Raw genomic sequence first — 19,624 nt, 5'->3', positions numbered from 1 at the left:
GCCTCGCCCATGTCACCAGTGGCTTGTTGCAACGCAGCGAGGCTAAGTGCCTGAGCAGACCACTAGCCCTGCGGGCAGTCCAGCACGCTGTCGAAAATGGGCGTCAAAACGGGTTCGCGCGTGGTCATGCCAGCGGCGATGCGGCAGCGCTCGACATCATTCACCCGATCGTCGGCAGCAAGGTCCGACGCGATGGCGAGCGGGCTCTCGGTCCGTGCGAACACTTCCGGCCCGCCATCATCGAGCGTGTCGAACCGAAGCGCCGCGCCAGTATCGGTCCATCGCGGCCAGTCCGGCCCCATGCCAATGCCGTCACCCGGCTCGCCGGTGGCCGCGAATTGCGCCCAATAAGCTCCCATTGTGTCGGCGAGTTCGAGGCGGCCGACGGCATTGCGATCATTGAACAGGATGCGATCGAACGATCCGAACAGTTCGAAATGATTGAACACGAAAGGGATTTCCATGGCATGCGAGGCGCCCAACAGCTCACCTGTATTGGTCACGAGCACCGAGCCGCCTTCATCCCAGTCAAAGCGATAGGCCCAGATATCGCTGCGCCCGTTTGCCGCCAGCCGGTTCAGCAGGTCGTCAACGGCATTGCGACGCCAATTGCGACTGGGATATTCGACCGCGGCTTCATAGGCGTCGCGATCCCGCAGCCAGACCAGCGGGCCGAGCCGCCGCGTCAGCTGCGGGTTGAACACCGTATAAAGCTTCATCTCGTCGCGATTGGTGCCGGTGATCAGGGGGACAGGCGCAAACCCGTCCGGATCTTCGGCCGCCGCGAGTATCCCGCCTTCGCGCAGCGTCACCCCGTCCTCGATCATGCGTGGCAGGGAGGTCAGTTCGCCGACCGCGTCGCGATAAGGGGCATAGACCGTTTCCAGCGTCGCCGATCGCAACGCTGCACCATCGGCGCCATCGCCGGCGATGGCCGTCGCCGCAGCCAGAGCGGCCACGGCATCGGTGCCGCCGCCCTGTTCGGCGATATCGAGCGGAACCGAGGCGGTGCCACCGCTCTGCATGATCGCCCGATGGAACAGCCCGCGCGCCTGCGGCGTCGCCATCAGGCCGGCGATATTGTAGGCACCGGCACTCTCACCGAAAATCGTCACCCGCCCGGCATCACCGCCGAACATCTCGATATTGCCGCAGATCCAGTGCAGTGCCGCGACCAGATCCAGAAGGGCGAAATTGGCCGCCGCATCATCGGCGATCTCCGCATCCGCCCGCAGCGCCGGGTGGGCCAGAAAGCCCAACGGCCCAAGCCGGTATTGCACCGCGACCACGATCACGCCCTGCTGGCTGGCTAGGTTCGAGCCGTCATAGGCGGATGACGAACCCCAGACATTGGCGCCGCCATGGATCCACATCATCACCGGCAGCTCATCACCGGGCTGCGCGTCGCGGGGGGCATATATATCGAGTGTGAGACAATCCTCGGCACCGATCAGCTCGCCGATCTCATAGATCTCGCCAGCCGAGAGATTATTCGTCACCTGCGGGCAGACCGCACCAGCCTGAAGCGCGTCCAGCCGTGCGTCGAAGGCCAAGGGCGGGCGCGGCGCCCGCCAGCGCAGCTCGCCAACCGGCGGCGCGGCATAGGGTACGGCCATCCAGGCCGCGGCGCCCGCCTCGGTTTCGAAGCCGACCAGCTCGCCCTGCCCGACCATACGCACCAGATCCTCGGCCGCGACCGGCGTGAAGACGGCCTCCTCGTCAGACGAACACGCCGAGACCGCCAGCGCTGCCAATCCCAATGCCAAATATCGGATACGCATGAACCCCTCCCCATTTTATTGCGGAGAAGCTGGGGTGGTATGGCAGGAAGGTCAAGCCAAACACAGCCAAGGGTCGGTTTTCCATTTCCCGGGATGTCGCGGCGGCAGACTGACAGGTGCTTGTCGTACACGCTACGCCCCTCCCTCTCCGGCGCGAGAGCGTACGGAGACAGAGGTATGTGCCAAGTCCCAGCCTCTTCGCACCAACACCGTCGTCGTCCCACAGGCGCGGCAATGCCGCGATCCGGGGGACCTTTGCTTCCCCGTTGAACGCATGAACGAGTTCCGCCGGACAAGCCGGCGATGACGGTGGCGAAGTGTTGGAAGACTTGAACGCCGGCGTGACGCGCCTGTTCCTGCGCGCGGTCGGAAAGACGCGTGATGCGCGCACCTCGCCATTCAACCCTTGCCGGGAGAAAGCCGTATCCGGTTCTTGAGCTCAAGGGTGAAACCGCGAAGCGGCGGCTGCGCCGCCCTTGACCTCAAGAACCGGATACGGCCCGCTGGCTGGCATGGGTTTTATGGACGGGTCCGCGCCTCGCGCGTGCGGTCAATGGGACGGAGTCCCGCACGCGGCGACGTCCCATTACTAGCGATATTGCGGAAGGCTTTGAAATGGTGAGCCGACAGGGATTCGAACCCTGGACCTACTGATTAAAAGTCAGTTGCTCTACCAGCTGAGCTATCGGCTCCCCGAACGAGGAGGGCGGAACCTATACGCGCGATTCCGGGGGGTCAATCGGGCTTTGCCTGCTGATTTCAGCATTTTTGATGAGATTTCGCCGCAATCACCGATTAAAATGCAGCGCATGAGGGCAAGATTGAGTCTTTTGGCATGTCTGGTCGTGGCGATGAGCGCGAGCGCATGCAGTTCCACCCGGCAATCCACCGGCAGTGCGAGCAATTTTGCGCGCGAGGAAACCGCCGAAGCGCTGGAAGACGCTGTCGGCCTGCCGCGCGAGCGCCCGGGCCGGATCATGGTCGATGAGGGCGAAGAAACCGTGCCCACCCCCTATGGCGGTGACGGCTCACCGCGGCGCTGTTCCACCGTTTCCCAGGACATTGCCCGCCTGACCGTCGTGCTCGGCCCGGATATCGAGGAAGAACAGCGCCTGGCCGAGGAAGAGGATCATGACCACGACACCTGGATGGGCCAGAGCGCCCACATCGCGGCGCAGGCGCCTGACGCCGCGGCGGACGGCGCCCGCGGCCTTTATCACTCCACGATTGTCGGCCTGAACCCGGTCCGTCCCGTTGTTCGCTTCCTTGGCGGCGCCGGCCGGATCGAACGCGAGGCCCGCGAGCAACGCGAAATGGCGCAACGCCGACGCGCCTATCTGCGCGGCCTATATGACGGTTTCGGCTGTCCGCCGGCACAGATGCGACGCGCCTTCGAGGCCTATGGACTGGTCGAGGCCGAACAGGAATAGACCGCGCCTTACCGCATTGTCATGCAGGCTGGCGGAACAAATCCCCGCCCCTCCCCGTTGTCTTGGTGAATGATGATGACGCACGTCGTCATTCCCGGCTCACGCCGGTTGTTGGACAACCAAGGAGGTCATCATGACACGCCTTTCCATTCTGACCCGTGCTTTCGCCGTGACCACTGCCGCCGGCGGTGGTCTCGCCCTGATCGGCGCCGCCACAATGGCGCAGCAGGATCTGTCGCAGTCCCGATCCGAAGACGTGATCGAGGTTGAGGGTGATGCCAACGCACCGCAGCGGTCCAGCTTCATCCAGGACAATGATCTCTTCCGCGCTGCGGCCGAGGCTTGGGACAATTCCGACCTCGACCGCGCCCCCTATACGGACGACCACCACTGGGTCGGCCTACGGGTTCACACCAAGGATGGTGGTCGCCTGGGCGAGGTCGAACGGGTCCGCCTGACCACCGAGGGCGAAGTCGAGGCCATCGTGGTCGAAGCCGGCGGCTGGCTGGATATCGGCGGTCACGAGGTCCAGATCGATGCCTCGCAGGTCTCCTTCTCGCCGGAGGGCCGTCGCCCGATCGCGGTGATCGACTACACCCGCGCCGAATATGAAGCCCTGCCGCGCTTCAACGAGGATGCGGCCAGCGAATTCCCGCTGTCGGACACCGATTATGGCGACAACGAGAATACGGAAGAGCTCGACGATGGGCCGTCCGGTTCCAACCGGTAATTGCTCCTCCCCGAGCGGGCTTCAGCCCCTGTCCCCGACTGAAGCCCATCTGCCCCCGGGTCGCCCAACCCGGGGGCAATTTTTTGTGCGGGAGTCAGGCTAGGGACCGGCCATGCCCTAGTGCCATCGGGCAGATGGTTGCGCCAGGCGCGCCACTCCGCCCCATTCATCGCTTGCCGAGAGACCGCCTCAGCCAGGATTTCAGCTCAAGGGGCCTGCCCGCGAAGCGGCGCCTGCGGCGCCCTTGACCTGAAATCCTGGCTGAGGCCCGCTGGCCGACAAGTGATCAATGGTTCATTCCGCGTCGGAACGCGCAGGTCTGACGTGTCGCTGCCAGGGATCAACCGACTCAGTGCGCCGGGCGTAAGGTCAAAGCGTCTTGTAAAAGAAAGTCGTCGAACAGGGGCTGCCGTCCGGGAGCAGCGCATAATCCGGCACCGCCCCGACCTCGACCCAGCCACGCTTGCGATAGAGCGCATCGGCTGGCGAACCGGTCACCGTATCAAGAACGAGCGTCCGCAGTCCGGTGTTGCGCGCATGAGCCTCCAGCGCCGCCATCAGCGCGTCGGCCACGCCGCGGCGACGGGCCTGTGGCGAAACCATCAGCTTGGCCACATCGCCGCGATGCGGCTGGTTATCCGGCAGGCCGATGATGAGCTGGACGGTGCCGAGAAGCGTGCCTGTACTGGTGTCCCGCACGGTCCACAGTATACGGTCGCCACGGGCTACAGCCTCGGCCACACCGCGCCAGAATTCCTCTGCCCGCCCGGCCAATAACGGGGACATGAAACCAATGGACGCGCCGGCCTCGACACAGTCCGTCAGCAACGCGGAAAATTCGGACCTCAGCGCATCAATCTCGACCGCATCCAGCGCCTCGATGCGAAGGTCCAACGTCATGAAGCCCGCGCGGCGGCTTCGGCCTGTCCCGCTTCCCATTTCGCCCGGAAGTCCTTGCGGAAGCTCTCGAATTCACCCGCCGCAATCGCGGTCCGCATGCGCGCCGTCAGGTGCTGGAAGTAGGCGATATTATGCCAGGAGAGCAGCATGGCCGAGAGATATTCCCCGGCCCGGAAGAGATGGTGGAGATAGGCCTTTGAATAATCCCGGCTGGCCGGACAATCGATCTCCGGATTGAGCGGGCTGTCATCCTCGGCGAACTCGGCGCGCTTGATATTGATCGGGCCATGATCCGACCAGGCCTGGCCATGCCGGCCCGAGCGGGTCGGCAGGACACAATCGAACATGTCGACACCGCGGGCGACCGCCTCGACGAGATCAATGGGCTTGCCGACGCCCATCAGATAGCGTGGTCGCTCGCTTGGCAGGTGCGGCGTTGTGAAGTCGAGCACATCGCACATCTTCTCAAAGCCCTCACCGACCGCCAGACCGCCAATGGCATAGCCATCATAGCCGGTCTCGATCAGGCGCTCGGCGCTCTCGCGGCGCAGGGTTTCAAACACCGAACCCTGGACAATGCCGAACAGGGCCTGGCTGTCGCGCGTGCCGAAGGCCGCCTTGGAGCGCTGCCCCCAGCGGATGGAGAGCTCCATGCTGGTGCGGGCTTCTTTTTCCGAACAGCCAAAGGGCGTGCATTCGTCCAGCTGCATGGAGATGTCAGCACCCAAGAGGTCGGCCTGGATCTCGATCGAGCGCTCCGGCGTGAGATTGTGTTCGGATCCGTCGATATGGGAGCGGAACTTCACCCCCTCCTCGGTCATCTTGCGCAGCTTGGACAGGGACCAGACCTGAAAGCCGCCACTATCGGTCAGCATCGGACCCTGCCAGGTAGAAAACTTGTGCAGCCCTCCAAGGCGTTTCACCCGCTCGGCACCGGGGCGCAGCATGAGGTGATAGGTATTGCCCAGGATGATGTCGGCCCCGGTCTCACGGACCTGGTCCATGTAGAGCGCCTTGACCGTCGCCGCCGTGCCGACCGGCATGAAGGCCGGTGTGCGGATATCACCGCGGCTGGTCTTCAGAACACCGGTTCGCGCCGCGCCATCGGTGGCGTGGATATCATAGGGAAAGGTCGTCATGTGCGGCGCTCCAGCAGGCAGGCATCGCCATAGGAGTAAAAGCGATACTCCGCCGCAATGGCATGGGCGTAGGCGCGCTGCATGACGTCGAGGCCCGACAGGGCGCTGACCAGCATGAAGAGCGTCGATTTGGGCAGGTGGAAATTGGTCATCAGCATGTCGGTGATGGCAAAGCTTGAGCCCGGCGTAAGGAAAATGTCCGTGTCGCGGCTGCCGGCCTTGATGACGCCCGGGCCTGAGGCGAGGCTCTCAATCGTGCGCAGGGCCGTAGTGCCAACCGGGATGACCCGGCGCCCCTCGGCCTTGGCGGCATTGATGGCGGCCGCGGCTTGCTCTGACACCGTGCACCATTCCGAATGCATCTGGTGATCATCGGTATCGTCAGACTTCACCGGCAGGAAAGTTCCCGCGCCAACATGCAGGGTGACGCGGGTCTGCTCGACGCCGCGCGCGTCGAGCGCGGCCATCAATTCCGGTGTAAAATGAAGACCCGCGGTCGGTGCGGCCACCGAGCCCTCATGGGTCGCGAACAGGGTCTGGTAGTCAGCCTCGTCCTGCTCGTCGACGCCGCGCTTGCGGGCGATATAGGGCGGCAGCGGCATCTCGCCGGCCACCGCGATGGCCGCATCCAGCGCCGCGCCGGTGACGTTGAAGACCAGACGGACATCGCCGCCTTCGGACTTTCCGGTCACTTTCGCCGTGAGCGTCTCGCTGAACGTGATCGTGTCGCCAGTGCGCAAACGCTTGGCCGGCCGCACGAAGGCCCGCCAGGCCGAGGCGTCGATGCGCTTGTGCAGATTGACCTCAAGCTCGACCGGTCCGCCGCCGCCCACCGCCCTTGCGGGGCGCACGCCCTTGAGCGCCGCCGGGATCACCCGGGTGTCGTTGAACACCATCAGATCGCCCGGCTGCAGCAAGTCCGGCAGGTCGCGCACGCCGCGATCGGCCAACACGCCATTGGAGGCGACATGGAGCATCCGTGCGGCATCGCGCGGCCGGGCGGGGCGCAGGGCAATCCGCTCCTCGGGGAGGTGGAAATCAAAGTCGGAAACACGCATGGCTGCGGGGTCTATATTCGGACACACGGCTTCGCAATCTTTGGCGTGTAGAAAGCCTGCGTTGCGAATGGAGAATCCCGGCCTTGCGTCACACGATTTCCGCGGTTCTGGCCCTGTGCGTGGTCCTCAGCCTCGCCGCATTTATCACACTGGCGCCGGTCTGGCGCGGCTTTGACGCCTGGCGGCAGATATGGCCGCTGGTCGCGATATCCACAATCGCCGTGACGCTGTTCTCACTGCGCAATCGCCATCGCTGGCTGCCCGTCACATTGTCGCTGGGCGTGGCGGCGATCCTGTTGCCAGCCATCCCGGAATGGCTGCGGAGGCTGGACCTCGAACCGGTCGCCGATGCGTCGGGCGGCGGCGCCGAACTGACCGTCATGACCCATAATCTGTGGGGTCTCGGCACCAATGCGGCAGGCGTACCGGCCGTGATCGAAGCCCTGGCGCCAGATATCCTCGCCTTGCAGGAGGCAACCCGCCAGGCCAAGTCGGCCGTCGACCAGCTGGAATCCGCCTTCCCGCATGTCGCGCGCTGCCGGTCCGTCCGCGTGCTCACCCGCCTGCCGATGCTGGACAGTGGCTGCGTGCGGCATCCGCCGGAAATCTCCTTCGAGAATGCCGTACCCTGTGACTGGGAGTTGCCGCCGGCGGTCTGGGCCCGGGTCGAGCTGCCGGACGGACGCGACGCCGTCATTGTCTCCGTCCATCTCACCTGGCCCTTCCCCAGCGCTGCGCAGGACTGCCAGCGCCGCAATCTCGCGCGTGCGCTGACCCGGATGGATCAATCGACCCTGATCGTGATGGGAGATTTCAATGCGGCGGCCCCATCCCGCGCCCTCGCCCGCATTGAGCGCGACCTCGGCCTGGAGCGCCGATCCATCGCCCTACCGAGCTGGCCGTCGGAAGGCCTGACCGGCGATCTGCCCGTCGCGCCGATGTTGATCGGGATTGACCATATCTTTGCCGGCGAGGACTGGCGGACAATGTCGATCACGGCCGGGCCGGATACCGGCTCGGACCACCGCCCGTTGATAGCGCGCATGCGGCTCCTTGCGGCCGCGCGCCCGGATCAATCGTGAGACCAGCTTTCCGGATCGTCGGAGACCTTCGGTGACAAGCCCAGCGTCTCGCCGTCATGGCTGACACCAAGGCCCAGCACGGTTCGGTTGGCGTAGGCGAAATAAGCGGTGACCTGGTTGATCTCCAGGATTTCGCCATCATCGAACCCGGCCTCCCGCAGGGCCACGACATGTTGCTCTGTCAACGCATGGGGTGTGCGCGTCAGGATTTCCGCATAACGCAGGCCGGCCAGCTCGCGCCCTGAAAAGGCGCGCTCCAGAATACCGCTGTGAATGGCGGCGCGGATCTGCGCCGCGCGGTCTTCATCACCCAGCAAGCTCGTAAGCCCGGCGAAATGATGCTCGACGCAATAAGCGCATTTGTTCAGCGAAGAAACCCAGGTGCCGATGGCTTCCAGATAGGCCTTGTCGAGGCTGTTGCCGTAATGGTGCAGCACCGCCTTGTAGAGGGCCATATGGCCCTCCAGCGTGTGCGGGCGCAGGGAATGGGCGGCGAGGATATTGTCGATCTGACCAGTCTTGCCGGCAACCCGGTCATAGATAGCCGAAAGGCGGCCAGTGGCCGCCTTTCGATCAAGTGTCTTTATCCAGCTCAAGGCCTCAGGCCTCGACGACCGTCGCCTTGACGATCGAGCCAGGATTGGCCGGCGGCTCGCCCTTGGGCAGCGCATCGACATGTTCCATGCCGGAGATCACTTCGCCCCAGACCGTGTACTGGTTGTTGAGGTAAGGCACGTCATCCAGGCAGATGAAAAACTGGCTGGATGCACTGTCCGGATCCGACGCCCGGGCCATCGACATGGTGCCGCGAACATGCGGTTCGGCAGAGAATTCTGCCGGGATATGCTGGCCGGACCCACCCATGCCATTGCCATTCGGACAACCGCCCTGGGCGACGAAACCGTCAATCACACGGTGGAAGGTCAGACCGTCATAAAAGCCGTCTTTCGCCAGCTCAGTGATACGGGCAACGTGCTTGGGCGCCAGGTCGGGGCGCAGCTTGATGGTGACGTCGCCGCCTTCAAGCGTGAATACGAGATGTTCTTCAGCCATGGGTCTTCCTATTCCATAATCCGGGTCGGCACGGTGATATCGCAAATGTCGGGCAGATTTCCAGACGCGTCACGCAGCGTGTCCAGATAGCTGGCGAAGGCCGCGCTGTCGGTGTCGGCGACCTGGATCGTGACCTGATCTTCCGCCGGCAATTCATCGCCCGTGCGCATCGAGCGGATCGTATCCGGGCGGAAATCGGGATCGTCCATGGCGGATCCGACGGCAATCGCATCAACCGCTTCCTGACCGACGCGAACGCGCCCCCACGAGGTGTATTGCGCGTTGAGATGCTCGGAATGACCGCGTGTGAGATAGAATTGGCTGCGGGCGGAATTCGGATCACCCGTACGCGCTGCCGAGGCGGCGCCTCGACAATGCAGCAACCAGGACTGGACCTGCCCATCACCGGTGATCGCGGCCAGTGCCGCAGTCTGCGTACCGGCAGGGAAACCGTCCCAGAAACCGGCCTTGGCGGTCTGAGGCAGGGCACGCGGATTGATGATGCGGTCCTGCAATTCGGTCACGACCGGCTCGCCGGAGCGACGCACGGTGAACTCGGCTTCCAGCCCCGGAACATCGGCCGCATGACCGGGATTGGACCGCGAACCGCCCCCTTGGGCCATGAAGCCGTCGATCACGCGGTGCCAGACCAGGAAATCGTAGAAACGTTCCTGCGCCAGCGTGCGCATGCGGGCGACGTGGTTGGGCGCGAATTCCGGTGCCATTTCGACAATGACCATGCCGTGATCGGTGTCGATATAGAGCAGATCTTCCTGGTCCGCCGTTCGCCAGGCATCGTCCGGCAATTGCCATTGCGGCGCCGTCGGTTCGGCCTGGGCTGACACTGTCGGTGCAGGCTGATGGCGGGCGACCTCTGCATCGCTGGCGCTAGTCTCGGCTTCGCGGGCACAGGCGGCGGCACTGAGGGCCAGGGCCAGTGTGGCGGAAAGGGTGAAACGCATGATCACGCAAGACGCTCCTTCAATCGGCGTTCGATACTCGGCGTCACAAAGGCGGAGACATCTCCGCCCAATCGGGCAATTTCCTTGACCAGGCGCGACGCAATCGCCTGGTGGCGTGGATCGGCCATCAGGAACAGGGTCTCAATATCATCATTGAGCTGCTGGTTCATGGCCACCATCTGGAATTCATACTCGAAATCGGACACGGCCCGAAGCCCGCGCACAATCGATTGGGCGCCGATCTCCTCGGCGAAATGCATCAGGAGGCCGTCGAACGGCCGCACTTCGATCTGGGCACCATCAGCAAATTTGGCGATTTCGGCCTGGACCATCTCGACGCGCTCATCGAGGTTGAAGAGCGGCTTCTTGCCCTCATTCACGGCGACGCCGATCACCAGATGGTCGACCAGTTTTACAGCCCGGCCAATGATGTCGATATGACCATTGGTCAGCGGATCAAACGTGCCCGGATAGAGCGCGGTACGGGTCATGGCCAATCTCTCCCAGGCTTGGCGCCCGGCCCTGTCTGGCAGAAGACCGGAGCGATATCAATCACTCCGGCCCGCAACTGCGCTATTCGGTCGGTCCCGGATCAGCATCGGAGGACGGGGATGATCCGTCGGTGTCCGGCTGGATCGGGCCGCCTTCGACATCGACCTCCTCCACCGCATCGCCCTCATCACCGGCATCCTGGATGCGCACGACGGCGACGACATTCTCGCCTTCATTCAAGCGGATAAGGCGGACACCGCGCGACGAGCGGCTGGCGATCCGGACCGTGTCGACCGGGAATCGGATCAATTGGCCGCCATCGGTGACGGCCATGATCTGGTCGGCATCATCGACCGGGAAACTGGCCGACAAGGGCACGTCGCGTTTGATATCGGTGGCGGCGACGCCGTTATTGCCACGCCCCATGACCCGGAAATCATAGGCCGATGAACGTTTGCCCATGCCGTCCGACGCAACCGTGAGGAGGAATTCCTCGGCGGCGCCCAGCTCGGCGAGACGCTCGGTCGACAGGCCCTCAAGCCCATCGCCCTCATCGTCCCCGTCGATCTCCACCGGCGTGTCGTCGACTTCCTCTTCGCCGAGAGCCCGACGCATTGCCGTAGCGTGCTTGAGGTATTCGCGGGCTTCCGGTGAAGTCACGTCGATATGGCGCAAAATAGCCATCGAGATCAGCTCGTCGCCCTCGGCCAGGCGGATGCCGCGCACCCCGACCGAATTACGGCCGGCAAAGACGCGGACATCGGTGGCCGGGAAGCGGATGGCGCGGCCCTTGTGGGTGGTCAGGAAGACATCGTCCTGCTCGGTGCACAGCACCACATTGACGATGCGGTCATCATCCTCCTCCAGCTTCATCGCGATCTTGCCATTGCGATTGACCTGGACGAAGTCGGACAGCTTGTTGCGGCGGACGGTGCCCTTATTGGTGGCGAACATGACATTCATGTCGGCCCAAGTGCTCTCGTCTTCCGGCAAAGCCATGATCGAGGTGATCGTCTCGCCCTGTTCCAGCGGCAACAGATTGATCAGCGCCTTGCCGCGCGTGTTCGGCGCGCCCAGCGGCAGACGCCAGGTCTTGGTCTTGTAGACCATGCCGCGATTGGAGAAGAACAACAGCGGCGCGTGGGTCGAGGCGACGAAGAGCGTGGCGATGAAATCCTCATCCTTAGTCGCCATGCCCGAGCGACCCTTGCCGCCGCGGCGCTGGGCTCGGTAGTCGGACAGCGCCGTGCGCTTGGCATAACCGCCATGGGTGACGGTGACGACCATCTCGTCGCGCGGAATAAGATCCTCGTCCTCGAAGTCGAGCTCGGCATCGACGAATTCGGAGCGGCGCGGCGTGGCGTAGTTGTCGCGAACCTCGCTCAGCTCGTCGCGAATGATGTCGAGCACGCGCTGGCGTGAGCGCAGCAGGTCCAGGAGGTCGGCGATCTGCTCGGCCAGCGTTGCCGCTTCATTGCCCAGCTCCTCGCGGCCCAGACCGGTCAGGCGGTTGAGGCGCAGCTCCAGGATCGCCCTCGCCTGCTCCTCGGTGAGACGCAGCGTCTTGTCGTCGCGCAGCATGGAGCGCGGATCGGCGACCAGTTCGACCAGCGGCGCCACATCCATGGCCGGCCAGTCGCGCGCCATCAATTGCTCGCGCGCCGTCGCCGGATTGGGGGCGCGGCGGATCAGGGCTATGACCTCGTCGATATTGGCCACAGCCAGGGCCAGGCCGACGATGACATGCGCCCGGTCGCGCGCCTTGTTGAGCTCGAACTTGGCGCGGCGGGCCACGACTTCCTCGCGGAAGCGCAGGAATTCCTTGAGGATGTCCAGCGCGCCCAGCAATTGCGGACGACCACCGACGAGCGACAGCATGTTGGCGCCGAAGCTCGTCTGCATCGGCGACCAGCGGAACAGCTGGTTGAGGATGACATCGGCATTGGCGTCGCGCTTCAGCTCGATCACCACGCGCATGCCATTGCGGTCACTTTCATCGCGCAGATCGGCAATGCCCTCGATCTTCTTCTCGCGCACCAGGTCGGCGATCTTCTCGATCATCGAGGCCTTGTTCACCTGGTAGGGGATTTCGTGGACGATGATCGCCATCCGGTCCTTGCGCACTTCCTCGATCGAGGTGCGCGAGCGCATCACCACCGAGCCGCGCCCGGTCAGCACCGCATTGCGGGCGCCGGTCCGACCAAGGATCAGGCCACCCGTCGGGAAGTCAGGCCCGGGGATATAATCCAGCAGTTCGGCTTCGGTCAGCGAAGGGTTTTCCAGCAGGGCCAGCGTGCCATCGATCACCTCGCCGAGATTGTGCGGCGGGATATTGGTCGCCATGCCGACGGCAATACCGCCGGCGCCATTGACCAACAGGTTCGGGAAGCGGGCCGGCAGCACCACCGGCTCCTGGCGCTCGGCGGAATAATTGTCGATGAAATTGACCGTATTCTTGTCGATATCGGCCAGCAGCGACTGCGCCACTTTCTGCATCCGCGCTTCGGTATAACGATAGGCGGCGGGCGGATCGCCATCGACCGAGCCGAAATTGCCCTGCCCGTCGATCAGCGGCACGCGCATCGACCAGTCCTGGGCCAGGCGCACCAGCGAGTCATAGACCGCCTGGTCGCCATGCGGGTGATAACGCCCCATCACGTCACCGACCGCGGTGGCGCATTTGCGATAGGCTTTCTCGTGCGTCTGCCCGTTCTCGTGCATCGTATAGAGGATGCGGCGGTGGACCGGCTTCAACCCGTCCCGCGCATCGGGAATGGCCCGCGACACGATCACGCTCATCGCATAATCGAGATAGGACGACTTCATCTCGTCCTCGATGGCGATATTGCCAATCCCGTCCGGCAGGGCTGGCGGCTGACCGCCAGAGTTTTCGGGTCCGTTTTCGGGTCCGTCTTCCGGGGTGTTCGGCGTGTCGTCGTGATCGCTCAAGGCGGCCCTCTTTTCATTGTGTCGCGATGGCGGTCACGATTGCCCCGACCGCACCCTCACGAAAATCGCCGCCGATCCCACACCCTCGCGCGCGGGCGCGAATCATTGGTGTGAATCAGGCGGCTTTCCTGTCGCAGAGTCTTAACAATCGCGAGGGGGGAGAGCAAATGCGGGGGGCGGTTGGTGGGTAAACACACCTCCGGCACTTCATCCAACGCACACCCCCGCCCCACAGCGTCATCCTGACGAAAGTCAGGACCCAGTCTCGCAGGATCGATTTCGCCGAACCCTGCAATGGCGTCGCGTCGCAGGCTGGGTCCCGATTGTGATCGGGATGACGGTGGCTTCGGGATTTCAAATACCTTTGTCATCCCGGCGGAGCCCTGACTTGATCAGGGCGCAGATCCGGGCCCCCTACGCCCGGTACGGCCAGCTTTCGCGATAAGAAGTCCCGGCTCTGCGGCCTGCTTTCGCAGGCCATTCGGCCGGGATGACAAGCGGGTGGGGGACAGGTGATATCTCTCTCCCCCATACCCCAACGCCGTCGCGCAGAGGCGTCCATAGATCGCTTGTCAGCCAGCACGCCGTATCGGCTTGTTCCGGATTCATCGAGATGTCCCCGGGCCCTGGCCGTCTTCAAAGGGGGGGCGGGAAAGCATGCGCTGCCGCGGACACCTGCTAAAGGCGCTCGGCCCTACTCCACCTCCACCGGCGATGTGAGCGGACCTCGGTTGGCTCCAGCGTTCCCCGCCAGAAGGCGCTGGCGAGAAGCGCCGTGACAAGCGCGCCGACGGTGAGGTCGGGGCCGTGCTTGGCAGGGTTTCGGCGCCCTCGACCGACGCGCGGCTGGGTGATGATGATATCGGCCATGTTGACCGCCCCATCGGGCAGGCCGGACGTCTCGCCGGCGAACATCGCGACCGCTTCGCCTTCCGCGCCGCGCCGCTCGACCTTACCCGGCCGACGGCCGCCTGACGGGCCTGCGCAACCGCGCGCCAGGCAGAGACTTGCCTTACCTGGCCGGCTATTTTACGGGAGCGCCATGCAACAGATTCTTACCGGCCTTGTGGCCTTGCTCATTTCCACCGGCGCCTTGGCGCAGTCCGATACCGAGACGATCATGCGCGCGCGGACTGATGCCGCGATTGCCGACGGTCTCACCCCCGGCCTTTCCGCCAGCCTGTTGCTTGCCGATGGCACGCGCATCGATCACCAGGCCGGACTGACGGATCAGCGCAACAACGCACCGGTCGAGCCGGAAACCCGCTTCCTGTCCGGCAGTGTCGGCAAGACGATCACAGCCCTGGTCGCGGTCCAGCTGGCCGATGAAGGCGTGCTCAATCTCGATGCCCCGGTGGAGCCCTGGCTGTCCGGGCGGGACTGGTGGCCGGCACTGGCCAATCATGACGGGATGACGCTGCGCCACCTGCTCAATCACTCGGCCGGTGTGCCGGACTATCTGGAAGATCTCGACTTTTTCCTAGCCGGCCTGACACGCGGCCAACGCGGCTTCACGCCGGACGAGACGGTCGGCTTTATTGCCGGCGACGACGCCGAAGGCCCGCTCGGCCAGCATTTTTCCTATTCCGACACCGATTATATCCTGGTCGGCCTCGTCATCGAGGCGGCGACCGGGGAGGCGTTCTACGATCTGGCACAAAGCCGTGTCATTGCCCCGCTCGGCCTGTCGCAGACCGAGCCCTTGCAGGGCCGCGACTTTGCACGCCTCGCCAACGGACATCAGCGCGGCTGGTTCGGCCTCTCGCCGACCGCCCGCAGCGGTCGCCTGCGCCGCAATCTCGACCATGAATGGACCGCCGGCGGCTGGGTGACCACGCCGCAGGACCTTGTCGCGCTCTACCGCGCGCTCGGCGCGGGCGGGATGTTCGAGGCCGAGGGTCGGACCATGCGCGCGGACTACAATGCCTTCGAGCCTGGCGGGGCCGCCGGCTACGGGCTCGGCCTCTATGTGCGTGTCACCGGCGAGGGGACGTACCGGATCTCCCATGGCGGCGATTTCGGCGGCTACCGCTCGGCCGTCCTGCATGACAGCGCCACCGGCCTCACCGTCGCAAGCCAGGCCAACGCCAAGCCGTTCGAGGCGCCCGACTTCAATTACGGGCTCTGGCAGGCCGTATCGCAATAGAGGGGCCGAGCACACAAAACAGGGACATGTCCCTGCCCGTCAGTCCTCCCGCACCACCCGCGCCTTGCCGCGACCGAGTGCCAGCGCCTTCACCGCGCCGCGAAAGGTGCGCACCTCTTGCTCGGTCCAGCGACCGCGGATGAAGGCATTGCGCAGGTTCTGGACCATCAACGGCGTCTTTGACGGCGGGTGGAAGAAGCCGGCACGGTCGAGCTCATATTCGAAATGCTCGAACATGCGCTCCAGGTCTTGCCGCGTGGCGACATCGGAGACCGGTTCAAACTCGGCCGGCGCGCCCTCGCCGGCGGTCCATTCATAGGCGATCACGGCAACAGCTTGGGCCAGGTTGAGTGAGGAGAAGGAGCGGTCCACCGGCAGGGTGATGATGACATCGGCCAGATTGACCGCCTCATTGGGCAAGCCGGACTTCTCACCGCCGAACATCACGCCGACCGTCTCACCCGCTTCGATGGCCGCCTTCATGTCACTGACTGCTTCGCGCGCCGTCATCACCGGCTTTTCCATGCCGCGCGGCCGCGCCGTGGTGGCGTAGAGCCGGGTGCGATCATGGATCGCATCACCGAGACGATATTCCACGCGGGCATTGCCGAGCACCGGCGAGCCGGCCGACATGGTCACCGCCTTGTCATTGGGCCAGCCATCGCGCGGATCGACAATCACCAGCTCGGGCAGGCCGAAATTCCCCATCACACGGGCCGCCGCGCCAATATTCTCACCGAGTTGCGGCGTGTGGAGGATGAATGCGGGGGTATAGGGCATGTCGGACTTCAAGGCTGCTGCAGGGTGATGAGCTGGTTGTTATCATCGAATTCGGCTGCCAGCCCCGCCATGTCCATCGCGCGCCGCAGTTGGGCGGCGGGATCATCAGCCCCGCCATCAATCAACCGGTCGAGATGGGCGATCAGGTCCGCATCCACGCCGGCCTGGCCTGCGGCTTCGAAGAAGAGCGCCCGGGACCGCTGTTCGTCCCGCTGTTCGGACAGCGCCTGCATCGCAAGCCACACCGTGTAGATATCACCGTCTGGCGTTGCCGCATCGATGACCAGGCCAATCAGCGCACCGCAAGCATAGAAGCCGCCGCTCTGGTCGCGAAGATGCGCGGTCTCGAGCGGGCCGGCAGCCAAGACCGGCAGGCATTGCGCATACTCGCGAGCATAGGTCGCCGACAGATAGTCCGGCCCCGCCTCGCCAAGCATCTGTGCGACAAGCCCTGTGGCCATCGTGTTGGCACCGCCCTCATGAATCCAGCTCTCACCGATAGTCCCACTTCCCTGGCCACGCAGGTTCTGGAACTGGTGCGCGACTTCATGGGCGAAAAACCAGCGCAGATAGGTTCGCAAGTCCGGCGAAGGCTCGGACATGGCCTGCCCGGAACTCGACATCAGGATCGAGCGGTCAATCACACTGCCCTTGTTGGAGTACCCGCCCTGCTCGTCCCCGCCATAGGCAAAATAAAGCACGGCCCGCTCTTCAAGCGGATGCTGCCAGCGGGTCTCGTAGGTTTCGAAAATCGACTCCATGTCGTCGTCCATCGCCTCGAGCACCCAGGTCGGCAGTCCACGATCCAGCACGCCGACATAGCTGCGGCGCGCAGTGATCTCGCCATCGCCGAGATAGACAAAAGCGCCATTGCCACGGGCCGTATGCTCAACCGAACCGTCAACGATCTCGCCGTCAAACACCATGCGCCGATCCGACAGGATGCGGACGCCCATCGTGTATTGCTCGCCCTGCCAGGCGCCAAGATTGCCGTCGAGCGCCGCAATCGATCCGGTGTCGGCAACCGCCAGCACCTCGAACTGGCCAGTATAGATTGCCAGACTGCCATCAGAGAAGCCGACATAGGGACTGTAATCGCCCTGCGGACTAACGAAGCGAGGCTCAACGATCAGGGAAAATTCGGTCCGTGGCGCATCGAAAAGAAGGGCATCAAACCCGTGCAGCCGCTCCAGCTGCACGCCGCTGCCGACCGGCGACCATGCGCCGACGCGATAGTCGCCGGACGACCGTGAAAAGATCAGGGCGGATTGTGCGTCCGCAAGCAGATAATCGACGCCAAAACGCCCATCGCCGAGATCCCGGACGGTGACTGTATAGCCGGCGCCGTCCATCATCCCGTTGGAACCGGGCCCGGCGTCGTTGGCCGCTGCCCCGCGCGGACCGGCCGGACTGCACGCGGCGGCCGCGACCACAATAAGCGCGATCCGGACCAATCGTGTCATGATCACATCATCCCCTGCCTGTTATCGTAGTACCACCAACACTAAACACGGCGGTCCTGGCGGAGGAAAGTGACGGTGCAGACAGGCGGGCCGCTTTTTCAGGCCAGCCCTTCCTTGCGTCAAAGACCGGTGCTAGAGAGCGGGAAAATCTGTCACCGGTGTCTTCGAGGCACCGGGATCACCCGTCCGAAAAGAAATGAGAGCACCCATGGCGAAGATCAAAGTCGATACCCCGGTCGTCGAACTCGACGGCGATGAGATGACCCGCATCATCTGGCAGCTGATCAAGGACAAGCTGATCCTGCCCTATCTCGACATTGATCTGAAGTATTACGACCTCTCGGTCACCAAGCGTGACGAGACGGATGACCAGATCACCGTCGACGCCGCCGAGGCGATCAAGCATTACGGCGTCGGCGTGAAATGCGCCACGATCACGCCGGACGAAGCCCGCGTCGAGGAATTCGGCCTCAAGAAGATGTGGCGCTCGCCGAACGGCACCATCCGCAACATCCTCGGCGGCGTCGTCTTCCGTGAGCCGATCGTCATCTCCAACGTGCCGCGCCTGGTGCCGGGTTGGCAGCAGCCCATGGTGATCGGCCGTCACGCCTTTGGTGACCAGTATCGCGCCACCGATTTCCTGGTCGACCGTCCGGGCAAGCTGACCATGACCTTCGAGCCGTCCGACGGTTCCGATCCGGTCACCCGCGAAGTCTTCGACTTCCCGTCCCCGGGCGTTGCCATGGGCATGTATAATCTCGACGACTCGATCCGCGATTTTGCCCGCGCCTCGCTCAATTACGGCCTGCAGCGCGGCTGGCCGGTCTATCTGTCGACCAAGAACACCATCCTGAAAGCCTATGACGGCCGCTTCAAGGATCTGTTCGAGGAGATCTACCAGGCCGAGTTCAAGGACGCCTTCGCCGAGAAGGGCATCTCCTATGAGCATCGCCTGATCGACGACATGGTCGCCGCCGCAATGAAATGGTCCGGTGGTTTCGTCTGGGCCTGCAAGAATTATGACGGCGACGTCCAGTCCGACACCGTCGCCCAGGGCTTCGGCTCGCTCGGCCTGATGACCTCGGTGCTGATGAGCCCCGACGGCTCGACGGTCGAAGCCGAAGCCGCCCACGGCACGGTGACCCGCCACTATCGCCAGCATCAGCGCGGCGAGCAGACCTCGACCAACTCGATCGCCTCCATCTTCGCCTGGACGCAGGGTCTCTCCCATCGCGGCCGCATGGATGGAAACCAGGACGTCATGGACTTCGCAGCCCTGCTGGAAGACACGATCATCAAGACGGTCGAGGCCGGCTTCATGACCAAGGATCTGGCCCTGCTGGTCGGCGAAAGCCAGGGCTGGCTGTCGACCGAAGGCTTCCTCGACAAGGTCGATGAGCGCTTCAAGGCCGCCATGGCGGCTCGCGGCTAAGGGCCGAAATCATAACAATATGAAGGGGCGGCTCCGACGGGGCCGCCCTTTTTCTTGTGTGTGGGGGTCGAATTGTCGCCCGACGAATTCGCGCTTGGGGATAGCGTCCGGCGCGCACCCCGCCATAAACCCCTTGCCGGGAGAAAGCCGTATCCGGTTCTTGAGCTCAAGGGGCATGCCCGCGAAGCGGCGCCTGCGGCGCCCTTGACCTCAAGAACCGGATACGG

Annotated in this window: 17 protein-coding genes and 1 tRNA gene; 6 read left to right on the top strand and 12 right to left on the bottom strand. The window is 64.0% G+C overall.

Annotation, left to right across the window (positions count from 1 at the left end):
- Positions 1-62 precede the first annotated feature (62 nt).
- Together C7435_RS15095 and C7435_RS15090 are read right to left on the bottom strand one after the other, a co-directional pair.
- Positions 63-1,781, bottom strand: coding sequence for a carboxylesterase/lipase family protein (locus tag C7435_RS15095; protein WP_121212320.1), 1,719 nt, complete (start codon positions 1,779-1,781; stop codon positions 63-65).
- A gap of 616 nt (positions 1,782-2,397) precedes the next feature.
- Positions 2,398-2,473 (bottom strand) — tRNA-Lys (locus C7435_RS15090).
- Positions 2,474-2,632: 159 nt separating this feature from the next.
- Here C7435_RS15090 and C7435_RS15085 point away from each other — a divergent pair.
- The gene (locus C7435_RS15085) at positions 2,633-3,211 is read left to right on the top strand and encodes a hypothetical protein (protein WP_075190935.1); all 579 of its coding nucleotides are present in this window, start codon (positions 2,633-2,635) and stop codon (positions 3,209-3,211) included.
- Between the two features lie 133 nt (positions 3,212-3,344).
- Positions 3,345-3,941, top strand: a complete 597-nt coding sequence (locus C7435_RS15080) for a PRC-barrel domain-containing protein (protein ID WP_121212319.1) — start codon at positions 3,345-3,347, stop codon at positions 3,939-3,941.
- 369 nt (positions 3,942-4,310) lie between these two features.
- On the opposite strand, the gene C7435_RS15075 is transcribed toward C7435_RS15080, so the two are convergent.
- The 3 genes from C7435_RS15075 to queA are packed head-to-tail and all read right to left on the bottom strand — an operon-like array spanning position 4,311 to position 7,038.
- A complete protein-coding gene (locus C7435_RS15075; protein ID WP_121212318.1) occupies positions 4,311-4,841 on the bottom strand; it encodes a GNAT family N-acetyltransferase in 531 nt (176 codons plus the stop codon).
- Positions 4,838-5,980 (bottom strand): tRNA guanosine(34) transglycosylase Tgt, encoded by a 1,143-nt coding sequence (gene tgt / locus C7435_RS15070; protein WP_121212317.1) that lies wholly within the window; start codon positions 5,978-5,980, stop codon positions 4,838-4,840. The genes C7435_RS15075 and tgt overlap by 4 nt, the downstream gene beginning before the upstream one ends.
- Positions 5,977-7,038 (bottom strand): tRNA preQ1(34) S-adenosylmethionine ribosyltransferase-isomerase QueA, encoded by a 1,062-nt coding sequence (gene queA, locus C7435_RS15065; protein WP_121212316.1) that lies wholly within the window; start codon positions 7,036-7,038, stop codon positions 5,977-5,979. The genes tgt and queA overlap by 4 nt, the downstream gene beginning before the upstream one ends.
- A gap of 83 nt (positions 7,039-7,121) precedes the next feature.
- Between queA and C7435_RS15060 the strand changes: the two genes are divergently transcribed.
- Complete coding sequence (locus tag C7435_RS15060) at positions 7,122-8,120, top strand: endonuclease/exonuclease/phosphatase family protein (protein ID WP_075190940.1); 999 nt, start codon at positions 7,122-7,124, stop codon at positions 8,118-8,120.
- Here C7435_RS15060 and C7435_RS15055 read toward each other — a convergent pair.
- From C7435_RS15055 to gyrA, 5 genes are all read right to left on the bottom strand, one after another.
- A complete protein-coding gene (locus C7435_RS15055; protein WP_121212314.1) occupies positions 8,111-8,716 on the bottom strand; it encodes a carboxymuconolactone decarboxylase family protein in 606 nt (201 codons plus the stop codon). The genes C7435_RS15060 and C7435_RS15055 overlap by 10 nt on opposite strands.
- Positions 8,717-8,720: 4 nt before the next feature.
- The gene (locus tag C7435_RS15050; RefSeq protein WP_075190942.1) at positions 8,721-9,173 is read right to left on the bottom strand and encodes a peptidylprolyl isomerase; all 453 of its coding nucleotides are present in this window, start codon (positions 9,171-9,173) and stop codon (positions 8,721-8,723) included.
- Between the two features lie 8 nt (positions 9,174-9,181).
- Complete coding sequence (locus C7435_RS15045) at positions 9,182-10,135, bottom strand: peptidylprolyl isomerase (protein ID WP_083635187.1); 954 nt, start codon at positions 10,133-10,135, stop codon at positions 9,182-9,184.
- Positions 10,136-10,137: 2 nt separating this feature from the next.
- Positions 10,138-10,626, bottom strand: a complete 489-nt coding sequence (coaD, locus tag C7435_RS15040) for a pantetheine-phosphate adenylyltransferase (RefSeq protein ID WP_075190943.1) — start codon at positions 10,624-10,626, stop codon at positions 10,138-10,140.
- 82 nt (positions 10,627-10,708) lie between these two features.
- Positions 10,709-13,492 carry a DNA gyrase subunit A gene (gene gyrA, locus C7435_RS15035; RefSeq protein WP_407658370.1) on the bottom strand — a complete coding sequence of 928 codons (2,784 nt, stop codon included), beginning with the start codon at positions 13,490-13,492 and terminating at the stop codon, positions 10,709-10,711.
- 891 nt (positions 13,493-14,383) lie between these two features.
- Between gyrA and C7435_RS17210 the strand changes: the two genes are divergently transcribed.
- On the top strand, positions 14,384-14,551 hold the full coding sequence (locus C7435_RS17210; RefSeq protein ID WP_170150496.1) for a hypothetical protein: 168 nt from the start codon (positions 14,384-14,386) through the stop codon (positions 14,549-14,551).
- Positions 14,552-14,618: 67 nt separating this feature from the next.
- The gene (locus C7435_RS17205) at positions 14,619-15,722 is read left to right on the top strand and encodes a serine hydrolase domain-containing protein (RefSeq protein WP_170150495.1); all 1,104 of its coding nucleotides are present in this window, start codon (positions 14,619-14,621) and stop codon (positions 15,720-15,722) included.
- A 39-nt stretch (positions 15,723-15,761) separates the two neighbouring features.
- Here the strand turns inward: C7435_RS17205 and C7435_RS15025 are convergent, their stop codons facing one another.
- Both C7435_RS15025 and C7435_RS15020 read right to left on the bottom strand, forming a co-directional pair.
- Entirely contained in the window at positions 15,762-16,502 is a 741-nt protein-coding gene (locus tag C7435_RS15025) for an RNA methyltransferase (protein WP_121212312.1), read from the bottom strand.
- A gap of 8 nt (positions 16,503-16,510) precedes the next feature.
- A complete protein-coding gene (locus tag C7435_RS15020; RefSeq protein ID WP_121212311.1) occupies positions 16,511-17,965 on the bottom strand; it encodes a hypothetical protein in 1,455 nt (484 codons plus the stop codon).
- Between the two features lie 208 nt (positions 17,966-18,173).
- On the opposite strand from C7435_RS15020, the gene C7435_RS15015 reads away from it, so the two are divergent.
- The gene (locus tag C7435_RS15015) at positions 18,174-19,397 is read left to right on the top strand and encodes an NADP-dependent isocitrate dehydrogenase (RefSeq protein WP_041636819.1); all 1,224 of its coding nucleotides are present in this window, start codon (positions 18,174-18,176) and stop codon (positions 19,395-19,397) included.
- The last annotated feature ends 227 nt before the right edge of the window (positions 19,398-19,624 follow it).

Origin of the sequence: Maricaulis maris (assembly GCF_003634045.1) — a bacterium.
Classification (GTDB): domain Bacteria; phylum Pseudomonadota; class Alphaproteobacteria; order Caulobacterales; family Maricaulaceae; genus Maricaulis; species Maricaulis maris.
Note: the sequence above shows the minus strand (reverse complement) of the source record. Positions and strands in the feature narration are given on the sequence as shown.